We start from the raw sequence: 24,178 nt of genomic DNA, 5'->3' as shown, positions 1-24,178 counted from the left end.
CGATTTTGCCCTGTGGGGCGGTTTGCAGGCTTGCGCGGCTTGTTTACGCTGCGCGGGTGGCGGAGAGTGGCTTTCGGCTTGGGATCGACTTCGGAACCTCGAACACCGTCGCCGTGTTGCGCTGGCCCGATGGACGCTCCAAGGCCCTGCTGTTCGACGGCGCGCCGATCATGCCGTCGGCCGTCTACGCCGCCGAGGACGGATCGATCCTCGCGGGCCGCGACGCCGTCCACTCCGCCCGGCTCCATCCGCACCGCTTCGAGCCGTACCCGAAGCGCCGGATCGACGAGGAGACGGTCTACCTCGGCGACCGGGAGATCCGGTCGACGGAGCTGATCGCCACGGTGCTGCGCCGCGTCGCGCTGGAGGCGCACCGGGTCGCGAACGCCACGCCGTCGCATGTGACGCTCACCCATCCCGCGGCGTGGGGTGCCCAGCGCCGCGACGCCCTGGGTCGCGCCGCGGCCGCCGCCGGGCTGCCGCAGCCGCTGCTGGTCGCCGAGCCGGTCGCGGCCGCGTCATATTTTGTGGGGACCATCGGAGCGCACCTCCCGATCGGCGGCTGCGCCGTCGTCTACGACTTCGGTGCCGGCACCTTCGACGCGACGGTCGTCCGGCGTACCGCCGCCGGCGGCTTCGACGTCCTGGCCACCGAGGGCCTCACCGATGCCGGCGGCCTCGACGTAGACGCCGCGATCGTCACCTACCTGGGTCGGCAGCTGGCCGACCGGGCCGCCGACGAGTGGCGTCGCCTGTCCCATCCCGCCGACGACACCGACCGCCGCGCCGCGTGGCAGCTGTGGGAGGACGCCCGGCAGGCCAAGGAGACCCTGAGCCGGGCCGCGACCACGTACGTGCACGTGCCCCTGGTCGACGACAGCGTTCCGTTGGGACGCGAGCAGCTCGAGCAGTTGGCCCGCCCGATCCTCGACCGCACCGTGACGGCGACGCTGCTCTCGGTCGCCGCGGCGGGCCTGACGCCCGCCCAGCTGTCGGCGGTGTTCCTGGTGGGCGGATCCAGCCGGATCCCCCTGGCGGCGACGCTGCTGCACCGCGGTTTCGGCACGGCGCCGATGGCGATCGAGCAGCCGGAACTGGTCGTAGCGGAGGGCGCGCTGCAGCTCGCGCCCCGGTCGGGCCGGGCGGTGGTCGGCCCACCCCCGAGCGGACCGGGTGCCGCGGGTCCACTGGTGGCCGGCCCGGGTGCGGCCGCTTCCGGTACCGGGCCCGGGACCGCGGGACCGGGACCGGTCAGTCCCGGGATGGCGGGTCCGAGGCCCGCCAGCCCCGGCGTGGGCGGGCCGGCGCCGCAGAGCCCACACGGTTCCGTTCCGCAGCCGCCGTACGGTCCCGGGGTTGCCGCTCCTGGGATGGGCCGGCCGAACGACCGCCCCGTCTCGGCGGCACCGATGTCCGGACCTCCGGTCTCCGGTCCCCCCACCCCGGTCTCGGGAACGCCAGCCTCCGGCACGCCGATGTCCGGCGTCCCGGTGTCGGGATCCGGTGGGACCCCGGTGTCAGGTCCGCCCGTCTTCGGAGGACCGCCTCAGCCAACGGGCCCGTTCCCCCCGCAGTCGAGCGCTCCCCCGGCCGCGACCCAGCCCGCCGAGCCACAGACCTTCACGATGCCGTCAGCCGGTCCGGCCGGGCCGCCCGCGCCCGCCGGTGGGTACGCCGCGTCGCCCGGGGCACCGTCGGCTCCGGGTACGCCACCGCCTCCCGCCGGAACACCGTCGCCACCCCAGCCGGGCACGACGTACGGCGCACCGCAGCAGGCATCCGGCCCATGGCAGCCGGGCCAACAGGCACAGCCGGGGCAACCGGGTCAGCCGGGCCACCCAGGCCAGCAGGGCTACCCGGGGCAGCCAGGCCAGCAGGGATACCCAGGGCAGCAGGGGCAGCAGGGCTACCCCGGGCAGCCAGGCCAACCCGGACAGCCCATGTCGGGCCCGCCCTTCCCGGGCCAGCCTCACCCCAGCCAGCCTCACCCCAGCCAGCCTCACCCCAGCCCCCCTCAGGCCGGCCAGCCCATGCAGGCCCAGCCCGGTGTCACCGGGCAGCAGCCCATCCCCGGCCGACCCATGTCCGGCCCGCCCATGTCCGGACCCCCTATGTCAGGACCCCCTATGTCCGGCCCGCCCATGTCGGGGCCGCCCATGTCCGGCCCACCCATGTCGGGGGCGCCTGTCAGTGGGGCTCACGGGGTCCCGATGGGAAGTTTCGGGCCGGGCGGACCGCCTCGCCGTTCCCGGGGGCCGCTGGTCGGTGCTCTTGCCGCGGGCGCCGTTGTGCTGCTGCTGGTGGTGGGCGGCATCGTGTTCGCCCTGACGCGGCCCGAGCCCGAACCCCCACCGGAGACCCCGGTGGCCGCGGCCTGCGGCTACAAGGTTGCCTACCTCGGCATCCTGTCGGGTGACAACAGCGGCGACGGCAAGGCCATCCGCAACTCGGCGAAGCTGGCGGTCGACAAGTACAACGCCGCCCACCAGGACTGCACCGCCGAGCTGGTCGAGTACGACACCCAGGGCGACGAGGACGAGGCCGGCCGGATGGCCGGGGAGATCGTGCGCGACGAGAAGGTCGTCGGCGTGGTGGGGCCGATCTGGTTCACCGAGGCCGAGAAGGCCATGCCGATCTTCGACGCGGCCGGGCTGCCGGTGATCTCGCCGTCGCTGATGTACACGGTCCTGTCGCAGAAGGGGTGGAAGACGTTCCACCGCACGGTGGGCACCGACGCCGACCAGGCCGCCGCGGCGGCCCGTCACCTCACGCAGACGATGGGTGCGCGCCGGGTCTTCGTCGTGTCCGACACCGACGAGTACGCCACCGGGGTCGCCAACGAGGCGCGGCGGGCACTGAACACCGCGTTCATCGGCCGGGCCGACATCGCCGGCAACGAGACCACGTTCGCCAGCGTCGTGAGCCAGGTGACGTCGTCGACCGCCGACGCCGTCTACTTCTCCGGATACCACGAGGCGGCGAGCATCTTCGTGAAGGAGATGAAGGCCGCCAAGTCCGATATCAAGATCATGGGTTGGGACCGGATCTTCACCGACCTGTTCATCGAGGGTGCCACCGCCGCCGTGGCGGAGGGCGTCGCGATGACGTGCCCCTGCGCGCCGCCCAGCGAGGCCCGGAACAACTTCGCCACCGAATACCGCGAGAAGTTCGGCGAGTCGGCCGGGTACTACGGCCCCGAGTCGTTCGACGCGGCGAACGTGCTGCTCGCGGCGCTGGCCGCGGGCAAGTCGGTGCGGGCGGACGTGAACGCGTTCGTGGGCGCCTACGACAGCCAGGGCGTGTCGCGTCAGATCAAGTTCACCCCGACCGGTGACCTGGACACGTCGACGCCGACGGTGTGGTCGTACGTGGTGCGGGGCGGCTCGATCTACAAGGACCGCGTAGTGGCCTAACGGGCGATCTCGGTGACCCGCGACTCGCGGACCACCGTCACGCGGATCTGACCGGGGTAGGTCAGCTCCTCCTCGACCTGCTTGGCCACGTCACGGGCGAGGACGGCGGCGCCGATGTCGTCGACGTCCTCCGGCCGCACCATCACCCGGATCTCGCGGCCCGCCTGCATCGCGAAGACCTTCTCGACGCCGGTCTTGGTGGCGGCGATCTCCTCGATGCGCTCGAGCCGCTTGACGTACGCCTCCAGCGACTCGCGCCGCGCGCCGGGACGCCCACCGGAGCACGCGTCGGACGCCTGCGTGAGCACGGCCTCGATCGTCTGTGGCAGCACCTCGTTGTGGTGCGCTTCGATGGCGTGCACGACGTCGTCGGCCTCGCCGTACTTGCGGGCGACGTCGGCGCCGATCAGCGCGTGGCTGCCCTCGACCTCGTGGGTGAGCGCCTTGCCGATGTCGTGGAGGAACGCCGACCGCTTGATCAGCTGACGGTCGAGCCCGAGCTCGGCGGCCATGATGCCGGCGATGTGGGCGGTCTCGAGCAGGTGCTTGAGGACGTTCTGCCCGTACGACGTGCGGTACCGCAGCCGGCCGACCAGCGCGACCAGCTCCGGGTGCAGGTCGGTGATGCCGACCTCGACCAGCGCGTCTTCGGCCGCCCGTCCGCACAGCCGCTCGACCTCGTGCCTGGCCAGGTCGAAGACCTCCTCGATGCGGTGCGGATGGATCCGCCCGTCGAGCACCAGCTTCTCCAGCGTCAGCCGGCCGATCTCGCGGCGCACCGGGTCGAAGCAGCTGAGCAGCACCGCCTCGGGCGTGTCGTCGATGATCAGGTTCACGCCGGTGACGGACTCGAACGCGCGGATGTTCCGGCCCTCCCGGCCGATGATCCGCCCCTTCATCTCGTCGCTGGGCAGGTGCAGCACACTGACGACGCTCTCGGCCGTCTGCTCGCTGGCGACCCGCTGGATCGCGTCGACCACCACGTGCCGCGCCCGCTGCTCGGCCGTCGAGCGGGCATCGTGCTCGATGTCGCGGACGAGGATCGCGGCCTCCCGCTTGGCCTGCGCCTCGATCGTCTCGATGAGCTCCTGTTTCGCGGCGTCGGCGGTGAGGGCCGCGATGCGCTCCAGCTCGCGCCGCTTCTCCTCCTCGGCCTCGGCGATCGACAGCTCCCGGCTGGTCAGCGTGGTCTCGCGGGAGCTCATGTCGAGCTCGGCCGCGCTGATCCGCCGGTCGCGTTCGGCCAGCCGCTCTGCCTCCTCCGCGAGGAGGCGCTCCCGCTCGTCGAGCCGTCGCTGCCGGCGCTCCGCGTCCTGCGTCTGCTCCCGCGCGACGGCCGTGAGCTGGGCCAGTTCGCGCTCGCCGGCCCGCTTGGCCGCGGCGCGCGCCTGCTCCGCCTCGTGCTCGGACTGCCGGTGGGCCCGCTCGAGCACCGCCTCCGACTCGGACCGCGCCTCCGCGAGGATCCGCCGCGCCTCGGCCCGCGCGGCACCCGCCTCGGCCTTGGCCGCGGCGGCCTCGGTGCGGGCGGCCGCGGCGGCGGCGCGCGCTTCGTCGACGGCGGCGTTCGCGTCTTCGGCGGCCGCGCGGAGCGCGGCCAGGGTCCGCTCTTCGGCGGCGAGCCGGTCGGGCGTCAGCTGCGGGGCGCGGACCTGCTCGTGGACGTCGGTGCGCTCCGGCCGGTGCTCCGCGCCGGACGGCCGGTCGACCGCGACCCGGGCCGCGGGCACCTCGGCCGCCGCGGCGGTGGCGTTCGAGGTGGAGTCGCCGGGCGTGACCACTGCCTGGGGACCGGCGTGAGCGCCGTCCGAGGCCGAGGAGCCGGACGAGGCGTCGGTGTCCCCCACACCCGAACCTGCGGAGTCGCCCGCGCCAGGGGACAGAGCCGCACCCGCCGAGCCGGCACCGACGACCGAGCCACTCACGGTGCCGCCGACAGAGCCGCCAGCGGTGCCGCCGACAGAGCCGCCCGCCGAGGCGCCGACCGTCACCGGCTCACCCGCGACCTCGTCCGCGGCGCCTGGCACCGCTCCCACGTGGTGACGCGCGGTCGAGTCGACGATGCGGCGCAGGACTCGGGCACCGACCACCACCGCACCCAGTACGACCATGGCGAGGACCAGAACCACGACGACGAGCACCAGTTCGATCGGTGTCATCGCCGCCTCCTCCCCGCCTGGCGCCCGATCCGTGTGGACCAGCGCGTGTAGCCGGTAGTCGGAGACGGCCCACATTCCGTGGGTACGGCCGATGTACACCTGCCGGGCATGCCTGAACCCGGCCCGGCAACTGTGCCGGAATCATCGCCGGCTCGACCAAGCCGACGACGCGGTGTGACCCGTCAGAATCGAGGGCCACTGCAAGATTATCGAGCTAAAAGATGTCGTTCTGTAATGCGATCTATGTTGTGCGGTAAACCCGCGGTGGTTGAGCGGTCTCCATCCGGTAACGCCGAGGCTAGGTCTTCGGAAGGCTCCGGGTCAAGGACTCATGATCGGAGCTGATCGAAGTCGTCGGATTCCTCGACGTAAGAATCAAGATCGAGCAAACCATCGGCATCACCGCTGTCGGCCATGGCCTCCTTCACCACCCGGTAGGCCAGGCCCGACGAATAACCCTTCCGGGCGAGCATCCCGACGAGCTTGCGGATCAGCGCCGCCTCCGCCTTCCGGGCCGCCTCGGCGTCGCCCTCCCGGGGCCGGCGCCGCTCGACCCGCAGCCGCCGGTCGACCAGCGTCCGCGCGGTCTCGACCTCGCTGTCGTCGTCGACCTCGTCGAGCGCGGCGCCCAGGTCGTCGTCGGACACGCCCTTGCGTCGCAGCTCACCGGCCAGGGCCCGCTTCGCCAGCCCCTTGCTGTGGTGCCGGCTGGTGACCCACGCCCGGGCGAACGCCTCGTCGTCGATGATCCCGACGTCGGAGTACCGGTCGAGGATCTCCGAGATCACGTCGTCGTCGTAACCGCGCCTGCGCAGCGCGGTGTCGAGCTCCGACCGGGTACGCGGCCGCACCGCCAGCAACCGGATGCACTGGTCACGCGCGGCCGTACCCTGCTCCTCCCGCGACTTCGGTTTCTGCTCCGCATCGGGGGCCGGCCCTCTACGACCGACCCCTCCACGGCGACCCGCCATGATCAGAAGTCGACCGGGGGCATCGCCGGACCGGCGGAGTCGTCGGACTGGTTGACCCCGACGCCCAGCTTCTCCTTGATGCGCTTCTCGACCTCGGCCGCGACGTCGGGGTTCTCCTTGAGGAAGTTGCGGGCGTTCTCCTTGCCCTGCCCCAACTGGTCGCCGTCGTAGGTGTACCAGGCACCGGCCTTGCGGATGATCGCCTGCTCGACACCGACGTCGATGAGCGAGCCCTCGCGGGAGATGCCCTTGCCGTACATGATGTCGAACTCGGCCTGCTTGAACGGCGCCGCGACCTTGTTCTTCACGACCTTCACCCGGGTGCGGTTACCGACCACGTCGGTGCCGTCCTTCAGGCTCTCGATGCGGCGCACGTCGAGGCGCACGGAGGAGTAGAACTTCAGCGCCCGGCCACCGGTGGTGGTCTCCGGCGAGCCGAACATGACACCGATCTTCTCGCGCAACTGGTTGATGAAGATCGCCGTGGTGCCGGAGTTGTTCAGGGCACCGGTGATCTTCCGCAGCGCCTGGCTCATGAGGCGGGCCTGCAGACCCACGTGGCTGTCGCCCATCTCGCCCTCGATCTCGGCGCGGGGCACGAGGGCCGCCACCGAGTCGATGACGATGATGTCGAGCGCGCCGGAGCGCACCAGCATGTCGGTGATCTCGAGCGCCTGCTCACCCGTGTCGGGCTGGGAGACGAGCAGCGCGTCGGTGTCGACACCCAGCGCACGGGCGTAGTCGGGGTCGAGGGCGTGCTCGGCGTCGATGAACGCCGCGATGCCGCCGGCCCGCTGGACGTTGGCGATGGCGTGCAGCGCCACCGTCGTCTTACCTGAGCTTTCCGGGCCGTAGATCTCCACGACCCGGCCACGCGGCAGGCCGCCGATACCCAGCGCCACGTCGAGCGCGATCGACCCGGTGGGGATCACCTGGATCTCGGTGACCGGCCGTTCGCCGAGCCGCATGATCGAGCCCTTGCCGAACTGCTTCTCGATGCCTGCGAGCGCGAGGCCAAGCGCCTTTTCGCGGTCGGGCTGCCCTGCTGCCATGTCGGATACTCCTGAGGTTGCGGGCTTCGCGGATGTCCGTCTCGTCACGCCGACACGTTAAGCGCCGGGTACGACAAAAGTGGTGCCCTGTGGATGACCTTCAACCCTGTGGACGATACCCGTACACCTGTTCGATGGAGCTCCCGACACGCCCACGAAGGGCGTCAGTGCAGCCTGGATGGCACGCGGTCGGGGAAAGCGGCCACCACGGCCCGCCACACGGTCACGGTCTGTTCACCCTGGGCCAGCGCCTCCCGGATCGTCCGCCCGCCGAGGCCGGGGATCACGTGATCCTCGGCCACGCTCTGCGCATAACCGGCACCGAACACGAGCTCCAACCGCTCCCAGAAGTCCGTCAGTCGCACGGATCCAACCTACTCAGCCCGGTCGGGGGTCCGTAACGCCAGCGCCAGCAGCGGAAGCACCGCCATCGCGGAGAGCAGCGCGAGCGTGCCGTAGCTGCCGAGCGCGACGATCACCCCGGACAGGGCACCGGCCAACGCGCCGGCGAAGCCCATTCCCATGTCGCTGAGCCCCTGCGCGGCCGGTCGCACCACCACGTCGACCGACTCGGTGAGCAGCGTCGAGCCGGCCACCATCGTCGCCGACCAGCCCAGCCCGAGCAGCGCCAGCCCGGTCGACAGCCGCCCGGTCGCGTGCCCCGCCGACCCGGCCACCGCGCACGCCACCACCAGCAGGCCGATGCCGAGCAGCACCACCGGACGCCGGCCCAGCCGGTCGACCAGCCAGCCCATCACCGGCGACAACGCGTACATCCCGGCGATGTGCAGGCTCAGCACGATGCTGACGATCTTCAGCACGTCGGCGTGGTCGTGCCCGCCGTCGTTGATGTGCACCGGCGTCATCGACATCACGCCGACCATCACCAGGTGCCCGACCGCCACCGCCGACATTCCCAGGCGCGCGGCCGGGTTGTGGCGCACGGCCCGCCAGGCGGCCTTCAGGCCGCCCGCGGTCTCGGTTTCGGACTCCACGGGACCGGCGACAGCGGCGTCGGTCGCCGACGGGTCCACCGGTGGAGGTGGTTCCGGCGGCGCGGCCTCCAGCTCGAGGCGGCGGGCCAGCTGCAGCGGGTCCGGCCGCAGCAGGACCAGGAGCAGCACCGCACCCAGTCCGAACGCGAGCGCGCTGAACACGAACGGCCCGGCATATTCGCGGATGCCCCAGCCACGCACGGCCCGGTCGGCGACCGGCGCGAGGATCGGACCGGCGACGGCACCGATCGTGGTGGCCCACACCACCACCGACAGCTGTCTACCCCGGCTGGCCGGTTCGGCGAGGTCGACGGCGGTGTAGCGGGCCTGGAGGTTGGCCGCGGTGCCGCCGCCGAACAGCAGCATGCCGGCGAACACCACCATGATCAGGTCGGCTCCCGCGCCGGCCACCACGATGAGGGCGCCGAGCGCACCGACCAGGTACGCGAAGACGAGACCGGGCCGCCGGCCGCCGGTGCGCATGAGGCGGGTCGCCGGCACGGCGAGCAGGGCGCCACCGATCACCGCCGCACTGGACGCGAGGCCCGAGATGCCCGGACCGCCCATATCGGCGGCCAGCAATGCACCCACAGAGATCCCAATACCGACGCCGATGCCACCGATCACCTGCGTGGCTATCAACAACGTGAGCGTCTTGCGCTGAACTGCGCTGATCTGGGCGGAATCTACATTGACGTCTGACGAAGTGAGCGGGGTGCGCGGCAAATCCACAGAAGACCTCGGCGTAAGGGGCGACGGCCGTATACATCCTTGCCGAGAAGATCCCCGTGGACCAGAGTTGCCCAGGTCGTGGGCTGAAACTCACAGGAAAGACGGCCAGCGCGAAGATCTTGGCCGTTCACTACCCGTTAATTCGGGCGCTCGATTTTCGCCGTTCTCGTCCCTGGCGCACGAATTAGGCCGAGCCGGAACATTGCCAAGTTCTACGACGCGTCACGAACCGGGCCATTTCACGATCTAGGACTCCCGCACACGCCGGCGCGTGCGCGGGAGCCCTGGACCGCTCGACGCGGGTGCCCGGCGTCAGGCCTGCAGCATGTCGTAGACCGTCTGGGGCGGGGTCGCCGTCTGGTTCGCCGGCGGCCGGGCGACCGGGAAGCTGCCGCCGTGCTCGGTGTAGGCGAGGTCGAAGGTCGTCTCCTTCTCCGCGCCGTAGGCCGGGATGGTCATCTTCCAGGTGGCCAGCTTGTTGCCCTCGTTGACCGTCGCCTCGAAGGGGATCGCCCGCGCCTTCTCGGCCAGGGCCCGGATCGCCGCCTCGTCGAGGCCGAACGCGTCGCTGCCCTTGGTGAGGTCGAGCGTGCCCTTGTACGAGCGGTCGCCGGTCTTCTGGATCGTGGCGATCGTCTTGGCCAGCGTGTTCACGCCGGTCGGGTCGTTGACGTCGCGGATACCCAGGGCCGCGAACGACTTGATCTTCGTGCGGTCGATCTTCAGCCACTTGTTCTCGTCGAGCCCGGGCAGGCCCAGGCCCTTGATCCGCACGTACAGGTCGGGGTCGACGATCAGGACCTCGGTCTTGAATTCGACCACGGTGACCGTCATCGAACTCTGCTTCGCCGCCGGGTCGACCGTGCCGTTGCTGGCCGCGTCGCCCGCCTTCATCGTGTACTTGTAGCTGGTGCGGGTGAGCTCCTGCACCGCCGCGTTCAGATCGCTGGTGGCGGCGGCCGCGGCCGACGACTCCGCGGCCGTGGGCGTGCTGCTCTTCGTGCTCTTCGGGCCGCTGCTCGACTGCGGGTCGTCGTCATCGCTGGTGCACCCGGCCGCCAGCAGGACCGCGGTGACCGCCGTGGCAACAGTGAGCGACTTAAATATGCGCACGGAGTGACCTCCTGAAAGCATCCGGTTCGCGCTTGCGACCCTACAACTGTTCAGCGACGACTTTCAGGTCGGCCACCAACCCATCAAATGCCTGCTCACGGTCGTCCGCACGGAGGACCGCCGACGGGTGAATCGTTGCGACAGCGAAACCTTCGGTCGGCGCGAACTCGGCGGGGTTCTGCGCCGACGCCGGCCACGGCAGCACCTCGCCCCGCGACCGCGTGATCCGGAACGACGCGCCGAACAACGCCTTGGCCGCGGTGGCGCCGAGCACCACGACCGCGGTGGGCCGGACCGCCGCGAACTCGGCGACGAGCCAGGGCCGGCAGGCGGTGATCTCCACCCGGTCGGGCGTGGCGTGTATCCGCCGCTTGCCCGGCCCCGCCTGCTTGAACTTGAAGTGCTTCACCGTGTTCGTCACGTAGACCAGCGAGCGGTCGATGCCGGCCTCCCCCAGCGCCCGGTCGAGCAGCTTGCCGGCCGGCCCGACGAACGGCTCGCCGCGCCGGTCCTCCTGGTCGCCGGGCTGCTCGCCCACCATGATCACGCGCGCCCGCGCCGGACCCTCGCCGAACACGGTCTGGGTGGCGTCCTCGTACAGGTGGCAGCCCCGGCAGCCCGCGGCCGCCGCGCGCAGCTCACCCAGGTCGGTGGTGGCGGGGACGAACGGTTCCGCGGTGGGCCGGCCCACCGGGATCTCCTGCTGCGTCATTCCCGGCGCCTACCCGTCACACAGGCTGATGAACCCGCCGGGACGGCCGCACCGCGCCGACCAGCGCGTCGACCAGCGGCGCGTACATCTCCGGCCGCAGCCGCCCGACGCTCACCCGCACGGCCGGCGGCGCGCCGACGCGGAACAGCGACCCGGGCGCCACCGCGAAACCGGCGTCGCGCACCCGCGTGACCGCGAACACCTCGTCGGCGACCGGCACCCACACGTTGACGCCGCTGCGGCCGCGCGCCTCCACACCACGAGACCGGAGAAGCGCGACAAGCCGGAGCCGACGGTGGGCGTAATCCATCTTCGCGGCCTCGACCCGCGCGGACGCCGAACTGTCCGACCACAGCTCCACGACGAGTCTCTGAAGGATCGTGGAGACCCACCCGGCACCCAGCCGCATGCGACCCTCGACCCTGGCCACGGTGGTGGCGTCGCCGGCGAGGACCGCGAGCCGCAGGTCGGGGCCGAACGGCTTCGACGTGGAGCGCAGGAACGCCCAGTTCCGCGTGGTGCCGGCGAGGGTGTGCAGTTCCTCGTCGGCCAGCTCGGCGGCGTGGTCGTCCTCCACCACCAGGACCTCGGGGAACGGCGCGAGCACGGCGCGCAGCCCGGCCGCGCGGGACGCCGAGACCGCGGCGCCGGTGGGGTTCTGCGCGCGCGATGTGATGATCACCGCCTTGGCGCCGTGGCGGAGCGCGTCGGACAACGCACCGGCGTCGGGACCGTCGTCGTCGACCGGCACCGGCAGCGGATGCAGCCCCAGCGTGGCCACGAGGTCGAGCAGCGCGGCCCAGCCGGGGTCCTCGACGGCCACCCGGTCGCCGGCGCGCAGGTGCGCGGTGAGGATGCGCTCCAGGCCGTCGAGCGCACCGGCGGTGACCGTGAGGTGTTCGGACGGCACCGGGCCGAGCCTCGTGCGCGCCCGTTCCAGCAGCTCGGGGTACGGCCCGGCCGAGTAGCCGGTACGCGGGACCGTGGCCGCGACCCGGTGGAGCGCGGGACCGGGATCGGGCAGCAGGTCGGTGTCGGGCTCGCCGGCCGACAGGTCGACGAGGCCCGCGGGCACCGACGGCTTGGCGGCCAGGCGCGCCGACAGCGGCGGCCGGTGGCGGACCCGGGTGCCGTTGCGGCCGGCGGTCTCGACCAGCCCACGGTCGCGCAGCTGGCGGTAGGCGGCGGCGACCGTGTTCGGACTGACGCCCAGCTCGCCGGCCAGCTGGCGCACCGGCGGCAGGCTGTCGCCGGGCGCGAGGTGGCCGTGCGTGAGGGCGAACTCGACGCTCACCGAAATGCCTGCTGCGGTGGATCCCTGGAACTGATAATGTACTGCCACAGTCCGCAGATTGTAATAGGACAAAGACATGTACACAAGTACCCCCCGCACCACCGCCACCCGGCTGCGCGAGCGCGTGTCGTACGACGCCGACCTCGTCCACTCGATCCTCGACGAGGCCTGGGTCTGCCACCTGTCCTTCGTGGTCGGCACCGGAGACGAGGCCGAACCGCGGGTCCTGCCCACGCTGCACGTGCGCATCGGGGAGGTGCTGTACGTGCACGGGTCCACCGGCAGCCGGCCGCTGCGCGGGGCGAAGGCCGAGGGCATCAAGGTGTCGGTCGCGGTCACCCTGCTCGACGGGCTGGTGCTCGCCCGCTCGCAGTTCCACCACAGCGCCAACTACCGGTCGGTGGTCGCGCACGGCACCGCCACCGTGGTCACCGACCCGGAGGAGAAGTCGGCGGTGCTCACCGCGATCGTCGAGAAGATCGCCGCCGGCCGGGCCGCCGACACCCGGGCGCCGTCGCCGAAGGAGCTGGCGCAGACGTCGGTGCTGGCACTGCCGCTGTCGGAGGTCTCGGCGAAGGTGCGGGCCAAGGGCGTGGGCGACGAGCCGGAGGACTACGCGCTGCCGCACTGGGCCGGCGTCGTTCCGCTGCGCACCGTGGCCGGCGAGCCCGAGCCCGACGAGGGCGTCGAGGGCGTGCCCGACTACCTCCGGGCCGTGATCGGCGTCACGGCCTAATTCGGCTGCGCCCGAACGGTTCCAGGGCCAGGGTGTAAGCCATGACTGCCGCCACCGCTCCTGACACAGCCGCGCCTGTCAAGGAGTGGCTGCCGGGCCTCGTGGTGCTCGCCGCGATCTGGGGCTCGAGCTTCCTGTTCATCAAGATCGCCGTCGGCGAGATGCACCCGACCTACCTGACCCTGGGACGGGTGGGCTCGGGCGCGCTGGCGCTGCTCGTCGTGCTGCTGATCACGCGTGACCGGCTGCCCCGGGGCCGGTGGATCTGGCTGCACCTCAACCTCGTCAGCGCGTTCGGCGTGGTGCTGCCGTTCACGCTGTTCGGCTACGGCGAGGAGCGCATCTCCTCGGTGCTCGCCGGCATCTGGAACGCGGCCACGCCGCTGGTGGTGCTGCCGATGGCGGTGCTCGTGTTCCGCACCGAAGGGCCGGCGCTGCGCAAGGCGGTCGGTGTGGTGCTCGGGTTCCTCGGCGTCGTGGTGGTGCTCGGGGTCTGGGAGGGCGTCGGTGGCGCGCAGCTCACCGGTCAGCTCATGTGCTTCGCGGCGGCGGCCTGCTACGGCGTGGCGATCCCGTACCAGAAGAGGTACCTGGCGGGTGAGCCGCTGTCGGGGCTGTCGCTCACCACCGCCCAGCTGCTCGTCGCCACCGCGCAGATCGCGGTCGTGGCGCCGCTGGTCGGCGGGGCGCCCCCGGCCGTCGGCGAGCTGTCCTGGAAGGCGATCGGCAGCGTGCTCGCGATCGGCGTCCTCGGCACCGGCCTGGCCTTTGTGATCAACCTCCGCAACGTGCGGCTCGCGGGCGCCAGCGCGGCGTCGATGGTCACCTACATCGTTCCGCTGTTCGCCGTGCTGATCGGCATGATCGTCCTCGACGAGGGGCTGGCCTGGTACCAGCCGGTCGGTGCCCTGATCGTCCTGTTCGGGGTGGCCGTGTCGCAGGGTGTCGTGAAACGGCGGCGCGAGGTGGCGGTCGCCGGGGAAACTGTCGTACCCGCGGGGCACCATTGACCGCATGGCTCTGCACCTGTTCGGCGAGGCGACCCGCGAGTGGTTCGCCAACGCCTTCGCCGAGCCCACGGCCGCCCAGCAGGGCGCCTGGAAGGCGATCTCCGCGGGTCGCCACGCCCTGGTCGTCGCGCCCACCGGGTCGGGCAAGACGCTCGCGGCGTTCCTCTGGTCGCTGAACAAGCTGGCCGAGGAGGGCCCGCCGGCCGACAAGCTGAAGCGCTGCCGGGTGCTCTACGTCAGCCCGCTCAAGGCGCTGGCGGTCGACGTCGAGCGCAACCTCCGGGCGCCGCTCGCCGGCATGCGGCAGTCGGCCGCCCGGCTGGGGCTCCCGGTACCCGAGGTCACCGTGTCGATGCGGACGGGCGACACCCCGGCCGACGAGCGGCGGGCGTTCAGCCGGGCGCCGTCCGACATCCTGATCACCACCCCCGAGTCGCTGTTCCTGCTGCTCACCTCCGCCGCGCGCGAGTCCCTGCGCGGCGTCGAGACGGTGATCGTCGACGAGGTGCACGCCGTCTGCTCCACCAAGCGCGGCGCCCACCTGGCCCTGTCGCTGGAGCGGCTCGACGGGCTGCTGGAGAAGCCGGCCCAGCGCATCGGGCTGTCGGCCACCGTGCGTCCCATCGAGGAGACCGCGCGGTTCCTCGGCGGCGCGGCGCCGGTCGAGATCGTGCAGCCCCGCACGCCGAAGACCATCCAGGTCGAGGTCCAGGTGCCGGTCGCCGACATGACCCGGCTCGACGAAGACGACGAGGCCGACTCCGACGAGAGCGGCGTGGCCCGGCAGGCGTCCATCTGGCCGGCGGTCGAGGAGCGGGTCTTCGAGCTGATCGCGGCGCACCGGTCCACGATCGTGTTCACCAACTCACGGCGTGGCGCCGAGCGGTTGTGCGCCCGGCTGAACGAGATCGCCGCGCAGAAGGCCGACGACCTGCCGCCCGCGCCCGCGAAGACCCCTGCCGCGATGATGGCCCAGGCCGGTGGCGCGGCCGGCGCGGCGCCGGTCATCGCCCGCGCCCACCACGGCTCGGTCTCGCGCGAGGAGCGCAAGCACATCGAGGAGGCGCTGAAGTCCGGCGACCTGCCGGCCGTCGTCGCCACGTCCAGCCTCGAGCTCGGCATCGACATGGGCGCGGTCGACCTGGTCGTGCAGATCGAGGCGCCGCCGAGCGTGGCCGCCGGGCTGCAGCGGGTCGGGCGGGCCGGGCACCAGGTCGGCGCGGTCTCGCGCGGCGTGGTGTTCCCGAAGCACCGGGGCGACCTGGTGTCGTGCGCGGTGGTCGCCGAGCGGATGGTCGAGGGCGGCATCGAGGCCATGCGCTACCCGCGCAACCCGCTCGACGTGCTGGCCCAGCAGATCGTCGCGATGGTCTCGATGGAGCCGTGGACGGTTCCGGAACTGGCCACGGCCGTGCGGCGGGCGGCGCCGTTCGCCGAGCTTCCCGAGTCCGCGCTCAGTGCCACCCTCGACATGCTGGCCGGGCGGTACCCGTCCACGGCGTTCGCCGAGCTGCGTCCGCGCATCGTGTGGAACCGGGCCACCGACGAGCTCACCGCCCGGCCGGGCGCGCAGCGGCTCGCGGTCACCAGCGGCGGTACGATCCCCGACCGCGGGCTGTTCGGCGTGTTCCTCGCGCACACCGAGAAGCCGGTGCGGGTCGGCGAGCTCGACGAGGAGATGGTCTACGAGTCGCGCGTGGGCGACGTGTTCCTGCTCGGCTCAACGTCGTGGCGCATCGAGGACATCACGCCCGACCGGGTGCTGGTGAGCCCGGCGCCCGGCCAGGCGGCCAAGATGCCGTTCTGGAAGGGCGACCAGCCGGGCCGGCCGATCGAGCTGGGCCGGGCGATCGGCCAGCGGCTGCGGACCCTGGCAAAGACGAAGAACGACGACGCGCGCAGCAGCCTCACCGAAACCGGGCTCGACGAGTGGGCCGTCGACAACCTGCTCGCCTACCTCGACGACCAGCGCGAGGCCATCCGGCAGCTGCCCGACGACCGCACGGTCGTGGTCGAGCGGTTCCGCGACGAGCTGGGCGACTGGCGGCTCACCGTCCACTGTGTACTCGGTGCGAAGGTCAACGCGCCGTGGGCGCTGGCGATCGGGCGACGGCTCTCCGAGCGGTACGGCGTCGACGGGCAGGTCATGCCCAGCGACGACGGCATCGTGGTGCGGCTGCCCGACGTCGCCGAGGAGCCGCCCGGCGCCGACCTGGTCACGTTCGACGCCGACGAGATCCGCACGATGGTCGAGGAGACCGTCGGCACGTCGGCCATGTTCGCCGCGCGGTTCCGCGAGTGCGCCGCCCGTGCCCTGCTGCTCCCCCGGCGCGACCCGCGCAAGCGGCAGCCGTTGTGGCAGCAGCGCCAGCGCGCGTCCCAGCTGCTCGACGTGGCCCGCGAGTACGCCGACTTCCCGGTCACCCTGGAAGCGGCCCGCGAGTGCCTGCAGGACGTCTTCGACGTACCGGGCCTCGTCGGCCTGATGGGTGACGTGGCGAGCCGCAAGGTGCGGCTGGTCGAGGTCGAGACCCCGCGCCCGTCGCCGTTCGCCCGGTCGCTGCTGTTCGGGTACGTCGGGGCGTTCCTGTACGAGGGCGACGCGCCGCTGGCCGAGCGCCGGGCGGCCGCGCTGGCGCTCGACTCCACGCTGCTGGGCGAGCTGCTCGGCCGGGTCGAGCTGCGCGACCTCCTCGACCCCGAGGTCGTGAAGAGCACCCACAACCAGCTGCAGTGGCTCACCGAAGACCGTCGGGTCCGCGACGCCGAAGACGTGGCCGAGCTGCTGCGCCTCCTCGGCGACCTGTCCGACGAGGAGCTGGAGGCACGGGGCGCGAGCCGGGAGTGGGCGGCCGAGCTGGGCGCGGTCCGGCGCGCCATCCGGGTGCGCATCGCCGGCACCGAGCGCTGGATCGCGGTCGAAGACGCCGCCCGGGTACGCGACGCGCTGGGCGTCGCCCTGCCGGTCGGGGTCCCGGAGGCACACCTCGCCCAGGTCGCCGACCCGCTCGGCGATCTGATCGCCCGCTACTCCCGCACCCGCGGCCCGTTCACGGCCGCGGCGGCCGCGCAGCGGTTCGGGCTCGGCGTCTACGTGGTCGAGCAGACCCTCAAGCGGCTCACGTCGGCGGTGCCCGGCTCGTACACGCCCGAGGTGGCGGCGGGCGAGTGGTGCGACGCCGAGGTCCTGCGCCTGCTGCGGCGGCGGTCACTGGCCGCGCTGCGGCGCGAGATCGAGCCGGTGCCGCCGGCGGTGCTGGCCCGGTTCCTGCCCCGGTGGCAGCACGTCGGGTCGTCCGCGCGCGGGGTCGAGGCCCTCGCGGCGGCGATCGAGCAGATCCAGGGGGTGCCGGTGCCGGCGTCGGCCCTGGAACGGCTCGTGCTGCCGGCCCGCGTCGCCGACTACTCCGCCGCGTTCATCGACGAGCTGTGCGCGTCCGGTGAACTGGTGTGGTCCGGTGCCGGCGCCATCGCCGGCGGCGGCGACGGCTGGGTCACCCTCGCGTACGCCGAGAACGCGGCCCTCGTCCTCCCGAAGCCGGAGCCCGACGCGGTCGCGACCCCGCTGCACGAGGCGATCCTCGACGCCCTCGGCGACGGGCAGGCGCTGTTCCTCCGCGCGATCGCGGACAAGGCCGGCGGGCTGGAGAAGGACCTGCTCGCCGCGCTCTGGGACCTCGTCTGGGGCGGCCACGTCTCCAACGACACCCTGGCTCCCCTGCGCGGCCTGCTCACCAGGGGCAGCGGCACGCACAAGGCCAAGGCGACCACGAGCCGGGCCCGGTACCGGCGTCCCGGCCGTCCGGTGCTGAGCGCCGGCCCGCCGAGCGGCGCCGGCCGCTGGTACCGCCTCCCCGACCGCGACCTCGACCCCACCCGGCGCGCCGCGTTCACCGCCGATCTGCTGCTCGAGCGGTACGGCGTGGTCACCCGCGGCGCGGTGATGGCCGAGGGGCACCCCGGTGGGTTCGCCGGCGTCTACCCGGTGCTCGCCGCGCTGGAGGAGCGCGGCGCCGCCCGGCGCGGCTACTTCGTCGAAGGGCTGGGCGCCGCCCAGTTCGCCCTGCCCGGCGCCGTCGACCGGCTGCGCGGCATGGCCGAGAAGGCCGACGGGCAGGCCGTGGTGCTCGCCACCACCGACCCGGCCAACCCGTACGGCGCGGCCCTCCCGTGGCCGGAGCGGGTGGTCGACGAGCTCACCACCGGTCACCGGCCCGGCCGCAAGGCCGGCGCGCTGGTCGTGGTCACCGGCGGCGAACCGGCGCTCTACGTCGAACGCGGTGGACGCACGCTGCTGTCGTTCACCGACAACGGCGAGGCGCTGGCCGCCGCCGCCAAGGCCCTGGCCGACGCCGTCCACAGCGGTGCCCTCGGCGCCATGTCGGTGGAGCGCGTCGACGGCGAGGCGATCCACTCCTCGCCGCTGCGCGACGCCCTCACCTCGGCCGGGTTCCGCGTCACTCCGCGGGGGCTGCGCCTACGCGGCTGAGGAACGTGCGCATCTCGGCCAGCACCTCGTCGGGCCGTTCCTCCAGCATCAGGTGCCCGCAGTCGATGTCGACGAGCGTCACGTCGCATCCGTCCGCGGCGCACAGCTTGAGGAAGTGCCGCCGCACGACGCGTTCGCGGGGCGCCCGCAGCACCAGCGTCGGCACAGATGGCGGCGGCGTCACCGATTCGCGGGACAGCTCCGAGTACACGGTGGCCGCGGCGGCCGGCCGGAACCGGAACCGGTACCGCCTGTCGTCACCCCGGGCGAGGTGCTGGTCGATCTCCGCCGCGCGCACCCCGTCGGGCACGGCGGGCCACATCGCGGCCAGCCACGCCGACGCCTCCTCCAGCGTGGCGAACGACGGCTGCGTCACCGCGTCGTCGGCGCCGCGGCCGGCCGCCTCCGGGCTGATGCCCATCGCCGGGTCGATCAGCAGCAGGCTGCGCACCCGCGACGGGTCCCGGCGGGCGGTCCACACGGCGAGCGCGCCCCCGAACGAGTGGCCGGCGAGGTCGACCGGTGGCAGGTCGGCGAGCACCGTCAGCACGTCGTCGACGTAGCGCTCCATCGTCCAGGGTGGGTCCCACGGGGACAGCCCGTGCCCGGCGAGGTCGGGGGCGTGGACCCGCCGCCCGAGTGCGGTCGCGAGCGGCGCGAACCGGCCGCCGTGCCCCTGCACCCCGTGCAGCGCGACGAGGGGCGGGGCGGCGGGATCGCCGAACTGGTGCACATGTAACACGTCGCCCAGTCTTACACTGCCTCGATGCGTCCCGGCGTCCTGCGTAACGCGTCCACGGCCGTGCTGGGTCCCCTGGCCATCGCCGCCGTCCTCTCCCTGGCGATGGTCGGTCTCGCCGAGGCCACCGGGGTCACCACGCTCACCGAGTCGTTCGAGGCCGGTGGTGAACGCGTCATCGACGTCCAGATGACGCTCGTCGCCTATCTCTGCGCCACGGCGGTCGTCATCGCGACCACGGCGCTGCCGACCCGGCGCCGCAAGCTGCGCCGCATCCCGCCGGTCGCCGCCGCCGTGGGTGCGCTCGCGCCGATTCCCCTGCTCAACGCCCGCGCAGACGAGTACATCGGCGGCCTGGCCAGCGACGCCGTCCTCGCCGGCGTGATCGTGGGCGGCATCGCCGGTTTCCTCCTCGCCCCGCTGGCGACGAACGCCCTGACCGGTGTCGCCACCCACGCCGTCCTGCTGTGGCTGGCCGCCCTGATCTCGACCGCCACCACCGACACGGTCGTCTACGCCGGCCTCGTGCACCCGGCCACCACCACCGTGCTGGACGGCCTGCCCACGCTGCTCCCGTACGCGCTGGCGTCCGTCGTGGTCACGGCCGCCCTCGCGTTCTGGTTCGCGCGCCGCGGCGCCACCCGCGGCACCGCCGTGGTGGCGGCGGCCGCCGCGCCGGTCCTGGCCGCCGCGCTCTACCCGGTCGTCGGCATGGACCTGTGGAACGCCGAGGCCGCCCCGGCCGCCGCCGCGGTCGCGGTGATCGCGACCCTCGCGGCCGTGGTGTCCGCCAGTGCGGGAAGACGCGCGACCGCGCCCTCGAAAGCGACCCCCCGCCCGGGTACGGCCCCCGAACCCCGCCGAAACGGCTAACCGCCGGCACCGCCCCATCCACACGCCGAACCGACCAACCGCCCGCCCCGCACCCGCCCTCACGCCCGTACTCGCGCCGCGCCCCACGCCCTCGCGCGCGCCGCGCCCCACGCCCTCGCGCGCGCCGCGCCGCGCCCGCCCCACGTCCGCCGATCTTGCAGTTGTGGCCCCGGACAAATACGCATAAAGCCCGACATCAGGGCGGCCACGACTGCAAGATCGGCACGGGAAGGGGCTAGCGGAGCTGCGGCAGGACCTCCTCCGCGATCAGGTCCAGGTGGTCGAGGTCGGACAGGTCGAGGATCTGGAGGAACGCCCTCGTGGCGCCCGCCTCGCCGAACTCGGCCAGGCGGTCGACCAGCTCGCTCGGCGTCCCCTGCAGGCCGTTCTCCGCCATCCGGCCACCGGCCTCCACGCGGCGCCGGATCTCGGCGGCGTCGCGTCCGCACGAGACGGTCTGCGCCATCGACAGCACCAGCGGACGCTCGGCCACCGCGCGGACCCGGTCGAAGCACTCCCTCGTCTTCGCGAGCGGCGAGAACGGAACGTTGTACTCGGACGCGAAGCGGGCCGCCAGCGCCGGGGTCCGCCTGGCACCGGTGCCACCGACGATCACCGGGACCGGCTGCTGCACCGGCTTCGGCAGCGCCGGCGAGTCGACCAGCGTGTAGTGCCGCCCGGTGAACGAGTACGGCTTGTCGGCCGCCCACAGGCCGGTGATGATCTCCAGCTGCTCCTCGAGCCGGTCGAAGCGCTCGGCCACCGGCGGGAACGGGATCCCGTACGCGGTGTGCTCGGCCTCGAACCAGCCCGTGCCCAGTCCGAAGTCGACCCGGCCACCGCTCATCCGGTCGACCTGGGCCACCGCGATCGCCAGCGGACCCGGCAGCCGGAACGTCGCCGACGTGACGAGCGTCCCGAGCCGGATCGTGCTGGTCTCACGGGCGAGCGCGCCGAGCGTCACCCAGGAGTCGGTCGGGCCGGGCAGTCCGTCGCGGCCCATCGTGAGGAAGTGGTCGGAGCGGAAGAACGCGTCGAAGCCGCACTCCTCCGCCCGGCGGGCCACCGCGAGCTGGTCCTCGTAGGTGGCGCCCATCTGGGGCTCGATGAAGACACACAAGCGCATGATCCCCACCCTACGATCGCTCACCGGCGGGCGCTCCGCGTCGCTCCGACCGCATCAGCAGGAACACCGTGCCGAGCAGGATCGCCCCGCCGAGGGCGGCCACCGGGGTGACGCGTTCGCCCAGCAGCGTCACCGCGACCGCCGCGGCCGTCAGCGGTTCGACGAGCGCGACCACCGACGCGGTCGTGGCCCGCACGACCGCGAGCCCGGCGAAGAACAAGGCGTACGCCAACGCGGTCGGTACCACCATGAGGTAGAGCAGGAGCGCGGCGGTCACCGCGACGCCGCTGCCCGCGGGAAGGGGACCGTCGACCAGCGCCAACGGGGTGAGCACGACCGCGCCCACCGCGAACCCGCCGAGGGCGGTGTCGTACCGGTCGATGCCGTTGCCGCGCCGGGTCAGCAGCGTCACGGCGGCGTACCCGGCCGCCGAGAGCAGCGCGAACGCGACCCCGATCGTCATGTCGCGCCCCGACAGGCCGCCGGCGGTGCCGGACGGCCCGCCGGCGGCGCCGGACGAGCCGCCGACCAGCAGCACCAGCCCGAGGAGCGCGCCGCCGCACGCGGCGATGCCCGCGCCGTCGAGACTCTCGATGCCGGCGACCCGCGCGCCGACCGCGATCAGCACCGGACCGGCGCCCAGCGTCACCACGGTGGCCACGGCCAGCCCCGTGTACTGGATCGAGACGTAGTACGCGGTCTGGTAGAGCGCCAGGCCGCAGCCGGTCACCACCATCGACCGCCATCCGTGCCAGGGGAACGGCGCCGACGGGCGTCGCACGGCGGCGAGCAGCAGCGCGCCGCCGACGAACCGCCACCACGAGACGGCCACCGGGCCGAGGCCGCTCGTGTCGTACAGAACCGCCGCGACCGCGCCGCCGGTGCCCCAGGCTGTGGCCGCGATGCAGACGAACCAGAGTCCCCGCCCGACGGGCAGGGTGGAGTTGCTTGTCATGTTGTCTCCGCTTGAGTCGGGTCACGTGCCGGGTCGAGGCGACGCGAACCCGCCCGAGCGGCCGGAAACGCCGGTCAGGTGAGCGGAACCGCCGCCGTCAGGCGGCGGTGGGTGGCGACAACAGACGCATGGGCCGGCACGTTACCGGCCGACACAGAAGAGAATCCATACGATTACCGGCATGCCTCGGTACGACTGCATCTCGCTCACGACCGACTACGGGCTGTCAGACGGGTTCGTGGCCGCCTGCCACGGCGTGCTGGCCCGGCTCGCGCCGCACGCCCGGGTGATCGACGTGACCCATCTCGTGCCGCCGGGCGAGGTGGCCCAGGGCGCCACCGTGCTGGCGCAGACCGTGCCGCACCTGCCGGTGGGCGTCCACGTCGCGGTCGTCGATCCGGGCGTCGGTACGGCCCGCCGGGCCGTCGCGGTGGAGACGCCGGCCGGGCTGCTCGTGGGTCCCGACAACGGGTTGCTGCCCGCGGCGGCCGCGGCGCTCGGCGGCGCGACCCGGGTGGTGGTCCTCGACAACCCCGAATGGCATCTGCCGGTGGTGTCGGCGACGTTCCACGGGCGCGACGTGTTCACGCCGGTCGCGGCCCGTCTGGCGATGGGCAACAACCTGTTGGACGCGGGAACGGAGGTTCCGGCGCGCTCGCTGGTCCGGCTGCCGGACCCCGTGGTGGTGCTCGGTGACGGCTGGCTGGAGGCGGAGGTCACCGCGGTCGACCGGTTCGGCAACGTCCAGCTGGCCGCGTCGGCGCCCGACCTGGACGGGTTCCCGTCGGCCGTTGTGGTCGGCGGCCTGCGCGCCGCCCGCGGACGCACGTTCGGTGACGCCCGCCCCGGCGAGCTGGTCGTCTACACCGACTCCGCGGGCCGGGTGGCGGTGGCCGTCAACGGCGGTCGGGCGGTGGTGGCGCTGGGGGTCACGCCGGGCGACGTCCTGCGCGTGGAACGCGAGAGCTGACCCGTGCCCGAGGGAGACACCGTCTGGAACACCGCCCGGGTGCTCGACCGGCTGGTGGGCCAGACGCTCACCGCCGGTGAGTTCCGGGTTCCCCGCCTCGCCGGCGCCGACGTGGCCGACTGGACCGTCACCGAGTCGTCGAGCCGCGGCAAGCACCTTCTCCTGCGCCTGTCGGATCGGGACGGCGCACCCTGGACGCTGCACTCGCACCTGCGCATGGACGGCGCCTGGCGGGTCTACAAGCCCGGTGAGCGGTGGGCCGGCCGGCCCGCGCACCTGATCCGCGTGGTCCTCAGGGCCGAACGCGCGGTGGCCGTCGGCTACCACCTGCACGAGCTCGACCTGGTGCCGGCCGCCCGGGAACATACGCTGGTCGAGCACCTGGGCCCGGACCTCCTCGGCCCCGACTGGGACGCCGACGAGGCCGTCCGGCGTATCGAGGCGCGGCCCGACCGGCAGATCGCCGACGCGCTGCTCGACCAGCGCAACCTGGCCGGCATCGGCAACCTGTACAAGAGCGAGACGCTGTTCCTCCGCGGGGTCAACCCGTGGCGGACGGTCGCCGAGATCGGGGACCTGCGACGGATGGTCGTCCTGGCGCAGAAGCTGCTGGCGTCGAACCGGGGCCGCTGGAACCAGGCGACGACGGGGTCCCTGCGCCGCGGCGAGCAGCAGTGGGTGTTCGAGCGGGCCGGGTCACCCTGCCGCCGCTGCGGCACCACGATCCGACGCGCGAAACAGGGCGACCACGACCGCATCACCTACTGGTGCCCGCGATGCCAGCCCGGTGCCGAGTCCCCCGAGGGCCGGGAACGCCCGACCCTGGCGAAGGACTAGAG

18 protein-coding genes are annotated in these 24,178 nt (G+C 72.9%); 7 read left to right on the top strand and 11 right to left on the bottom strand.

Annotated elements, in window-relative coordinates; all coding sequences use genetic code 11:
- Window positions 1-116 precede the first annotated feature (116 nt).
- Window positions 117-3,413 (top strand): ABC transporter substrate-binding protein, encoded by a 3,297-nt coding sequence (locus tag Voc01_RS22100; RefSeq protein WP_203929398.1) that lies wholly within the window; start codon window positions 117-119, stop codon window positions 3,411-3,413.
- Here Voc01_RS22100 and rny read toward each other — a convergent pair.
- The 8 genes from rny to Voc01_RS22060 form a co-directional block, all read right to left on the bottom strand.
- On the bottom strand, window positions 3,410-5,050 hold the full coding sequence (gene rny / locus Voc01_RS22095) for a ribonuclease Y (RefSeq protein ID WP_239160396.1): 1,641 nt from the start codon (window positions 5,048-5,050) through the stop codon (window positions 3,410-3,412). The genes Voc01_RS22100 and rny overlap by 4 nt on opposite strands.
- Window positions 5,051-5,901: 851 nt before the next feature.
- Window positions 5,902-6,543, bottom strand: a complete 642-nt coding sequence (locus tag Voc01_RS22090; RefSeq protein WP_203929397.1) for a regulatory protein RecX — start codon at window positions 6,541-6,543, stop codon at window positions 5,902-5,904.
- Between the two features lie 2 nt (window positions 6,544-6,545).
- Complete coding sequence (gene recA, locus Voc01_RS22085) at window positions 6,546-7,595, bottom strand: recombinase RecA (RefSeq protein WP_203929396.1); 1,050 nt, start codon at window positions 7,593-7,595, stop codon at window positions 6,546-6,548.
- Between the two features lie 164 nt (window positions 7,596-7,759).
- Window positions 7,760-7,960, bottom strand: a complete 201-nt coding sequence (locus Voc01_RS22080; protein ID WP_203929395.1) for a DUF3046 domain-containing protein — start codon at window positions 7,958-7,960, stop codon at window positions 7,760-7,762.
- 9 nt (window positions 7,961-7,969) lie between these two features.
- Window positions 7,970-9,322 (bottom strand): MFS transporter, encoded by a 1,353-nt coding sequence (locus Voc01_RS22075; protein WP_239160384.1) that lies wholly within the window; start codon window positions 9,320-9,322, stop codon window positions 7,970-7,972.
- 312 nt (window positions 9,323-9,634) lie between these two features.
- Entirely contained in the window at window positions 9,635-10,435 is an 801-nt protein-coding gene (locus Voc01_RS22070) for a hypothetical protein (protein ID WP_203929394.1), read from the bottom strand.
- A gap of 40 nt (window positions 10,436-10,475) precedes the next feature.
- On the bottom strand, window positions 10,476-11,147 hold the full coding sequence (locus Voc01_RS22065) for a UdgX family uracil-DNA binding protein (protein ID WP_203929393.1): 672 nt from the start codon (window positions 11,145-11,147) through the stop codon (window positions 10,476-10,478).
- A gap of 16 nt (window positions 11,148-11,163) precedes the next feature.
- Window positions 11,164-12,489, bottom strand: a complete 1,326-nt coding sequence (locus tag Voc01_RS22060; protein ID WP_203929392.1) for an aminotransferase class I/II-fold pyridoxal phosphate-dependent enzyme — start codon at window positions 12,487-12,489, stop codon at window positions 11,164-11,166.
- A 28-nt stretch (window positions 12,490-12,517) separates the two neighbouring features.
- On the opposite strand from Voc01_RS22060, the gene Voc01_RS22055 reads away from it, so the two are divergent.
- From Voc01_RS22055 to Voc01_RS22045, 3 genes are read left to right on the top strand one after another with little or no spacing between them, the layout of a single operon-like run.
- Window positions 12,518-13,177 (top strand): pyridoxamine 5'-phosphate oxidase family protein, encoded by a 660-nt coding sequence (locus Voc01_RS22055; protein ID WP_203929391.1) that lies wholly within the window; start codon window positions 12,518-12,520, stop codon window positions 13,175-13,177.
- Window positions 13,178-13,218: 41 nt separating this feature from the next.
- Complete coding sequence (locus Voc01_RS22050; RefSeq protein ID WP_203929390.1) at window positions 13,219-14,187, top strand: DMT family transporter; 969 nt, start codon at window positions 13,219-13,221, stop codon at window positions 14,185-14,187.
- A gap of 4 nt (window positions 14,188-14,191) precedes the next feature.
- A complete protein-coding gene (locus Voc01_RS22045) occupies window positions 14,192-18,676 on the top strand; it encodes an ATP-dependent helicase (protein WP_203929389.1) in 4,485 nt (1,494 codons plus the stop codon).
- On the opposite strand, the gene Voc01_RS22040 is transcribed toward Voc01_RS22045, so the two are convergent.
- Window positions 18,645-19,418, bottom strand: coding sequence for an alpha/beta fold hydrolase (locus tag Voc01_RS22040; protein ID WP_203929388.1), 774 nt, complete (start codon window positions 19,416-19,418; stop codon window positions 18,645-18,647). The genes Voc01_RS22045 and Voc01_RS22040 overlap by 32 nt on opposite strands.
- A gap of 24 nt (window positions 19,419-19,442) precedes the next feature.
- Here Voc01_RS22040 and Voc01_RS22035 point away from each other — a divergent pair, with 24 nt between their 5' ends.
- Window positions 19,443-20,288 (top strand): hypothetical protein, encoded by an 846-nt coding sequence (locus tag Voc01_RS22035; protein WP_203929387.1) that lies wholly within the window; start codon window positions 19,443-19,445, stop codon window positions 20,286-20,288.
- Between the two features lie 235 nt (window positions 20,289-20,523).
- On the opposite strand, the gene Voc01_RS22030 is transcribed toward Voc01_RS22035, so the two are convergent.
- The gene (locus Voc01_RS22030; protein WP_203929386.1) at window positions 20,524-21,414 is read right to left on the bottom strand and encodes an LLM class F420-dependent oxidoreductase; all 891 of its coding nucleotides are present in this window, start codon (window positions 21,412-21,414) and stop codon (window positions 20,524-20,526) included.
- Window positions 21,415-21,424: 10 nt separating this feature from the next.
- Window positions 21,425-22,369, bottom strand: coding sequence for an EamA family transporter (locus Voc01_RS22025; protein WP_203929385.1), 945 nt, complete (start codon window positions 22,367-22,369; stop codon window positions 21,425-21,427).
- Between the two features lie 181 nt (window positions 22,370-22,550).
- On the opposite strand from Voc01_RS22025, the gene Voc01_RS22020 reads away from it, so the two are divergent.
- On the top strand, window positions 22,551-23,339 hold the full coding sequence (locus tag Voc01_RS22020) for an SAM hydrolase/SAM-dependent halogenase family protein (protein WP_203929384.1): 789 nt from the start codon (window positions 22,551-22,553) through the stop codon (window positions 23,337-23,339).
- A gap of 3 nt (window positions 23,340-23,342) precedes the next feature.
- Window positions 23,343-24,176, top strand: coding sequence for a DNA-formamidopyrimidine glycosylase family protein (locus Voc01_RS22015; RefSeq protein ID WP_203929383.1), 834 nt, complete (start codon window positions 23,343-23,345; stop codon window positions 24,174-24,176).
- Window positions 24,177-24,178 lie beyond the last annotated feature (2 nt).

This window comes from Virgisporangium ochraceum, from assembly GCF_016863655.1.
Lineage (GTDB): Bacteria > Actinomycetota > Actinomycetes > Mycobacteriales > Micromonosporaceae > Virgisporangium > Virgisporangium ochraceum.
Note: the sequence above shows the minus strand (reverse complement) of the source record. Positions and strands in the feature narration are given on the sequence as shown.

Coding starts and splice junctions, on each gene's coding strand:
- Voc01_RS22090 (WP_203929397.1), bottom strand. CDS start 6,543: ATGGCGGGTCGCCGTGGAGGGGTCGGTCGTAGAGGGCCGGCCCCCGAT.
- recA (WP_203929396.1), bottom strand. CDS start 7,595: ATGGCAGCAGGGCAGCCCGACCGCGAAAAGGCGCTTGGCCTCGCGCTC.
- Voc01_RS22065 (WP_203929393.1), bottom strand. CDS start 11,147: ATGACGCAGCAGGAGATCCCGGTGGGCCGGCCCACCGCGGAACCGTTC.
- Voc01_RS22055 (WP_203929391.1), top strand. CDS start 12,518: ATGTACACAAGTACCCCCCGCACCACCGCCACCCGGCTGCGCGAGCGC.
- Voc01_RS22050 (WP_203929390.1), top strand. CDS start 13,219: ATGACTGCCGCCACCGCTCCTGACACAGCCGCGCCTGTCAAGGAGTGG.
- Voc01_RS22045 (WP_203929389.1), top strand. CDS start 14,192: ATGGCTCTGCACCTGTTCGGCGAGGCGACCCGCGAGTGGTTCGCCAAC.
- Voc01_RS22035 (WP_203929387.1), top strand. CDS start 19,443: ATGCGTCCCGGCGTCCTGCGTAACGCGTCCACGGCCGTGCTGGGTCCC.
- Voc01_RS22030 (WP_203929386.1), bottom strand. CDS start 21,414: ATGCGCTTGTGTGTCTTCATCGAGCCCCAGATGGGCGCCACCTACGAG.
- Voc01_RS22025 (WP_203929385.1), bottom strand. CDS start 22,369: ATGACAAGCAACTCCACCCTGCCCGTCGGGCGGGGACTCTGGTTCGTC.
- Voc01_RS22020 (WP_203929384.1), top strand. CDS start 22,551: ATGCCTCGGTACGACTGCATCTCGCTCACGACCGACTACGGGCTGTCA.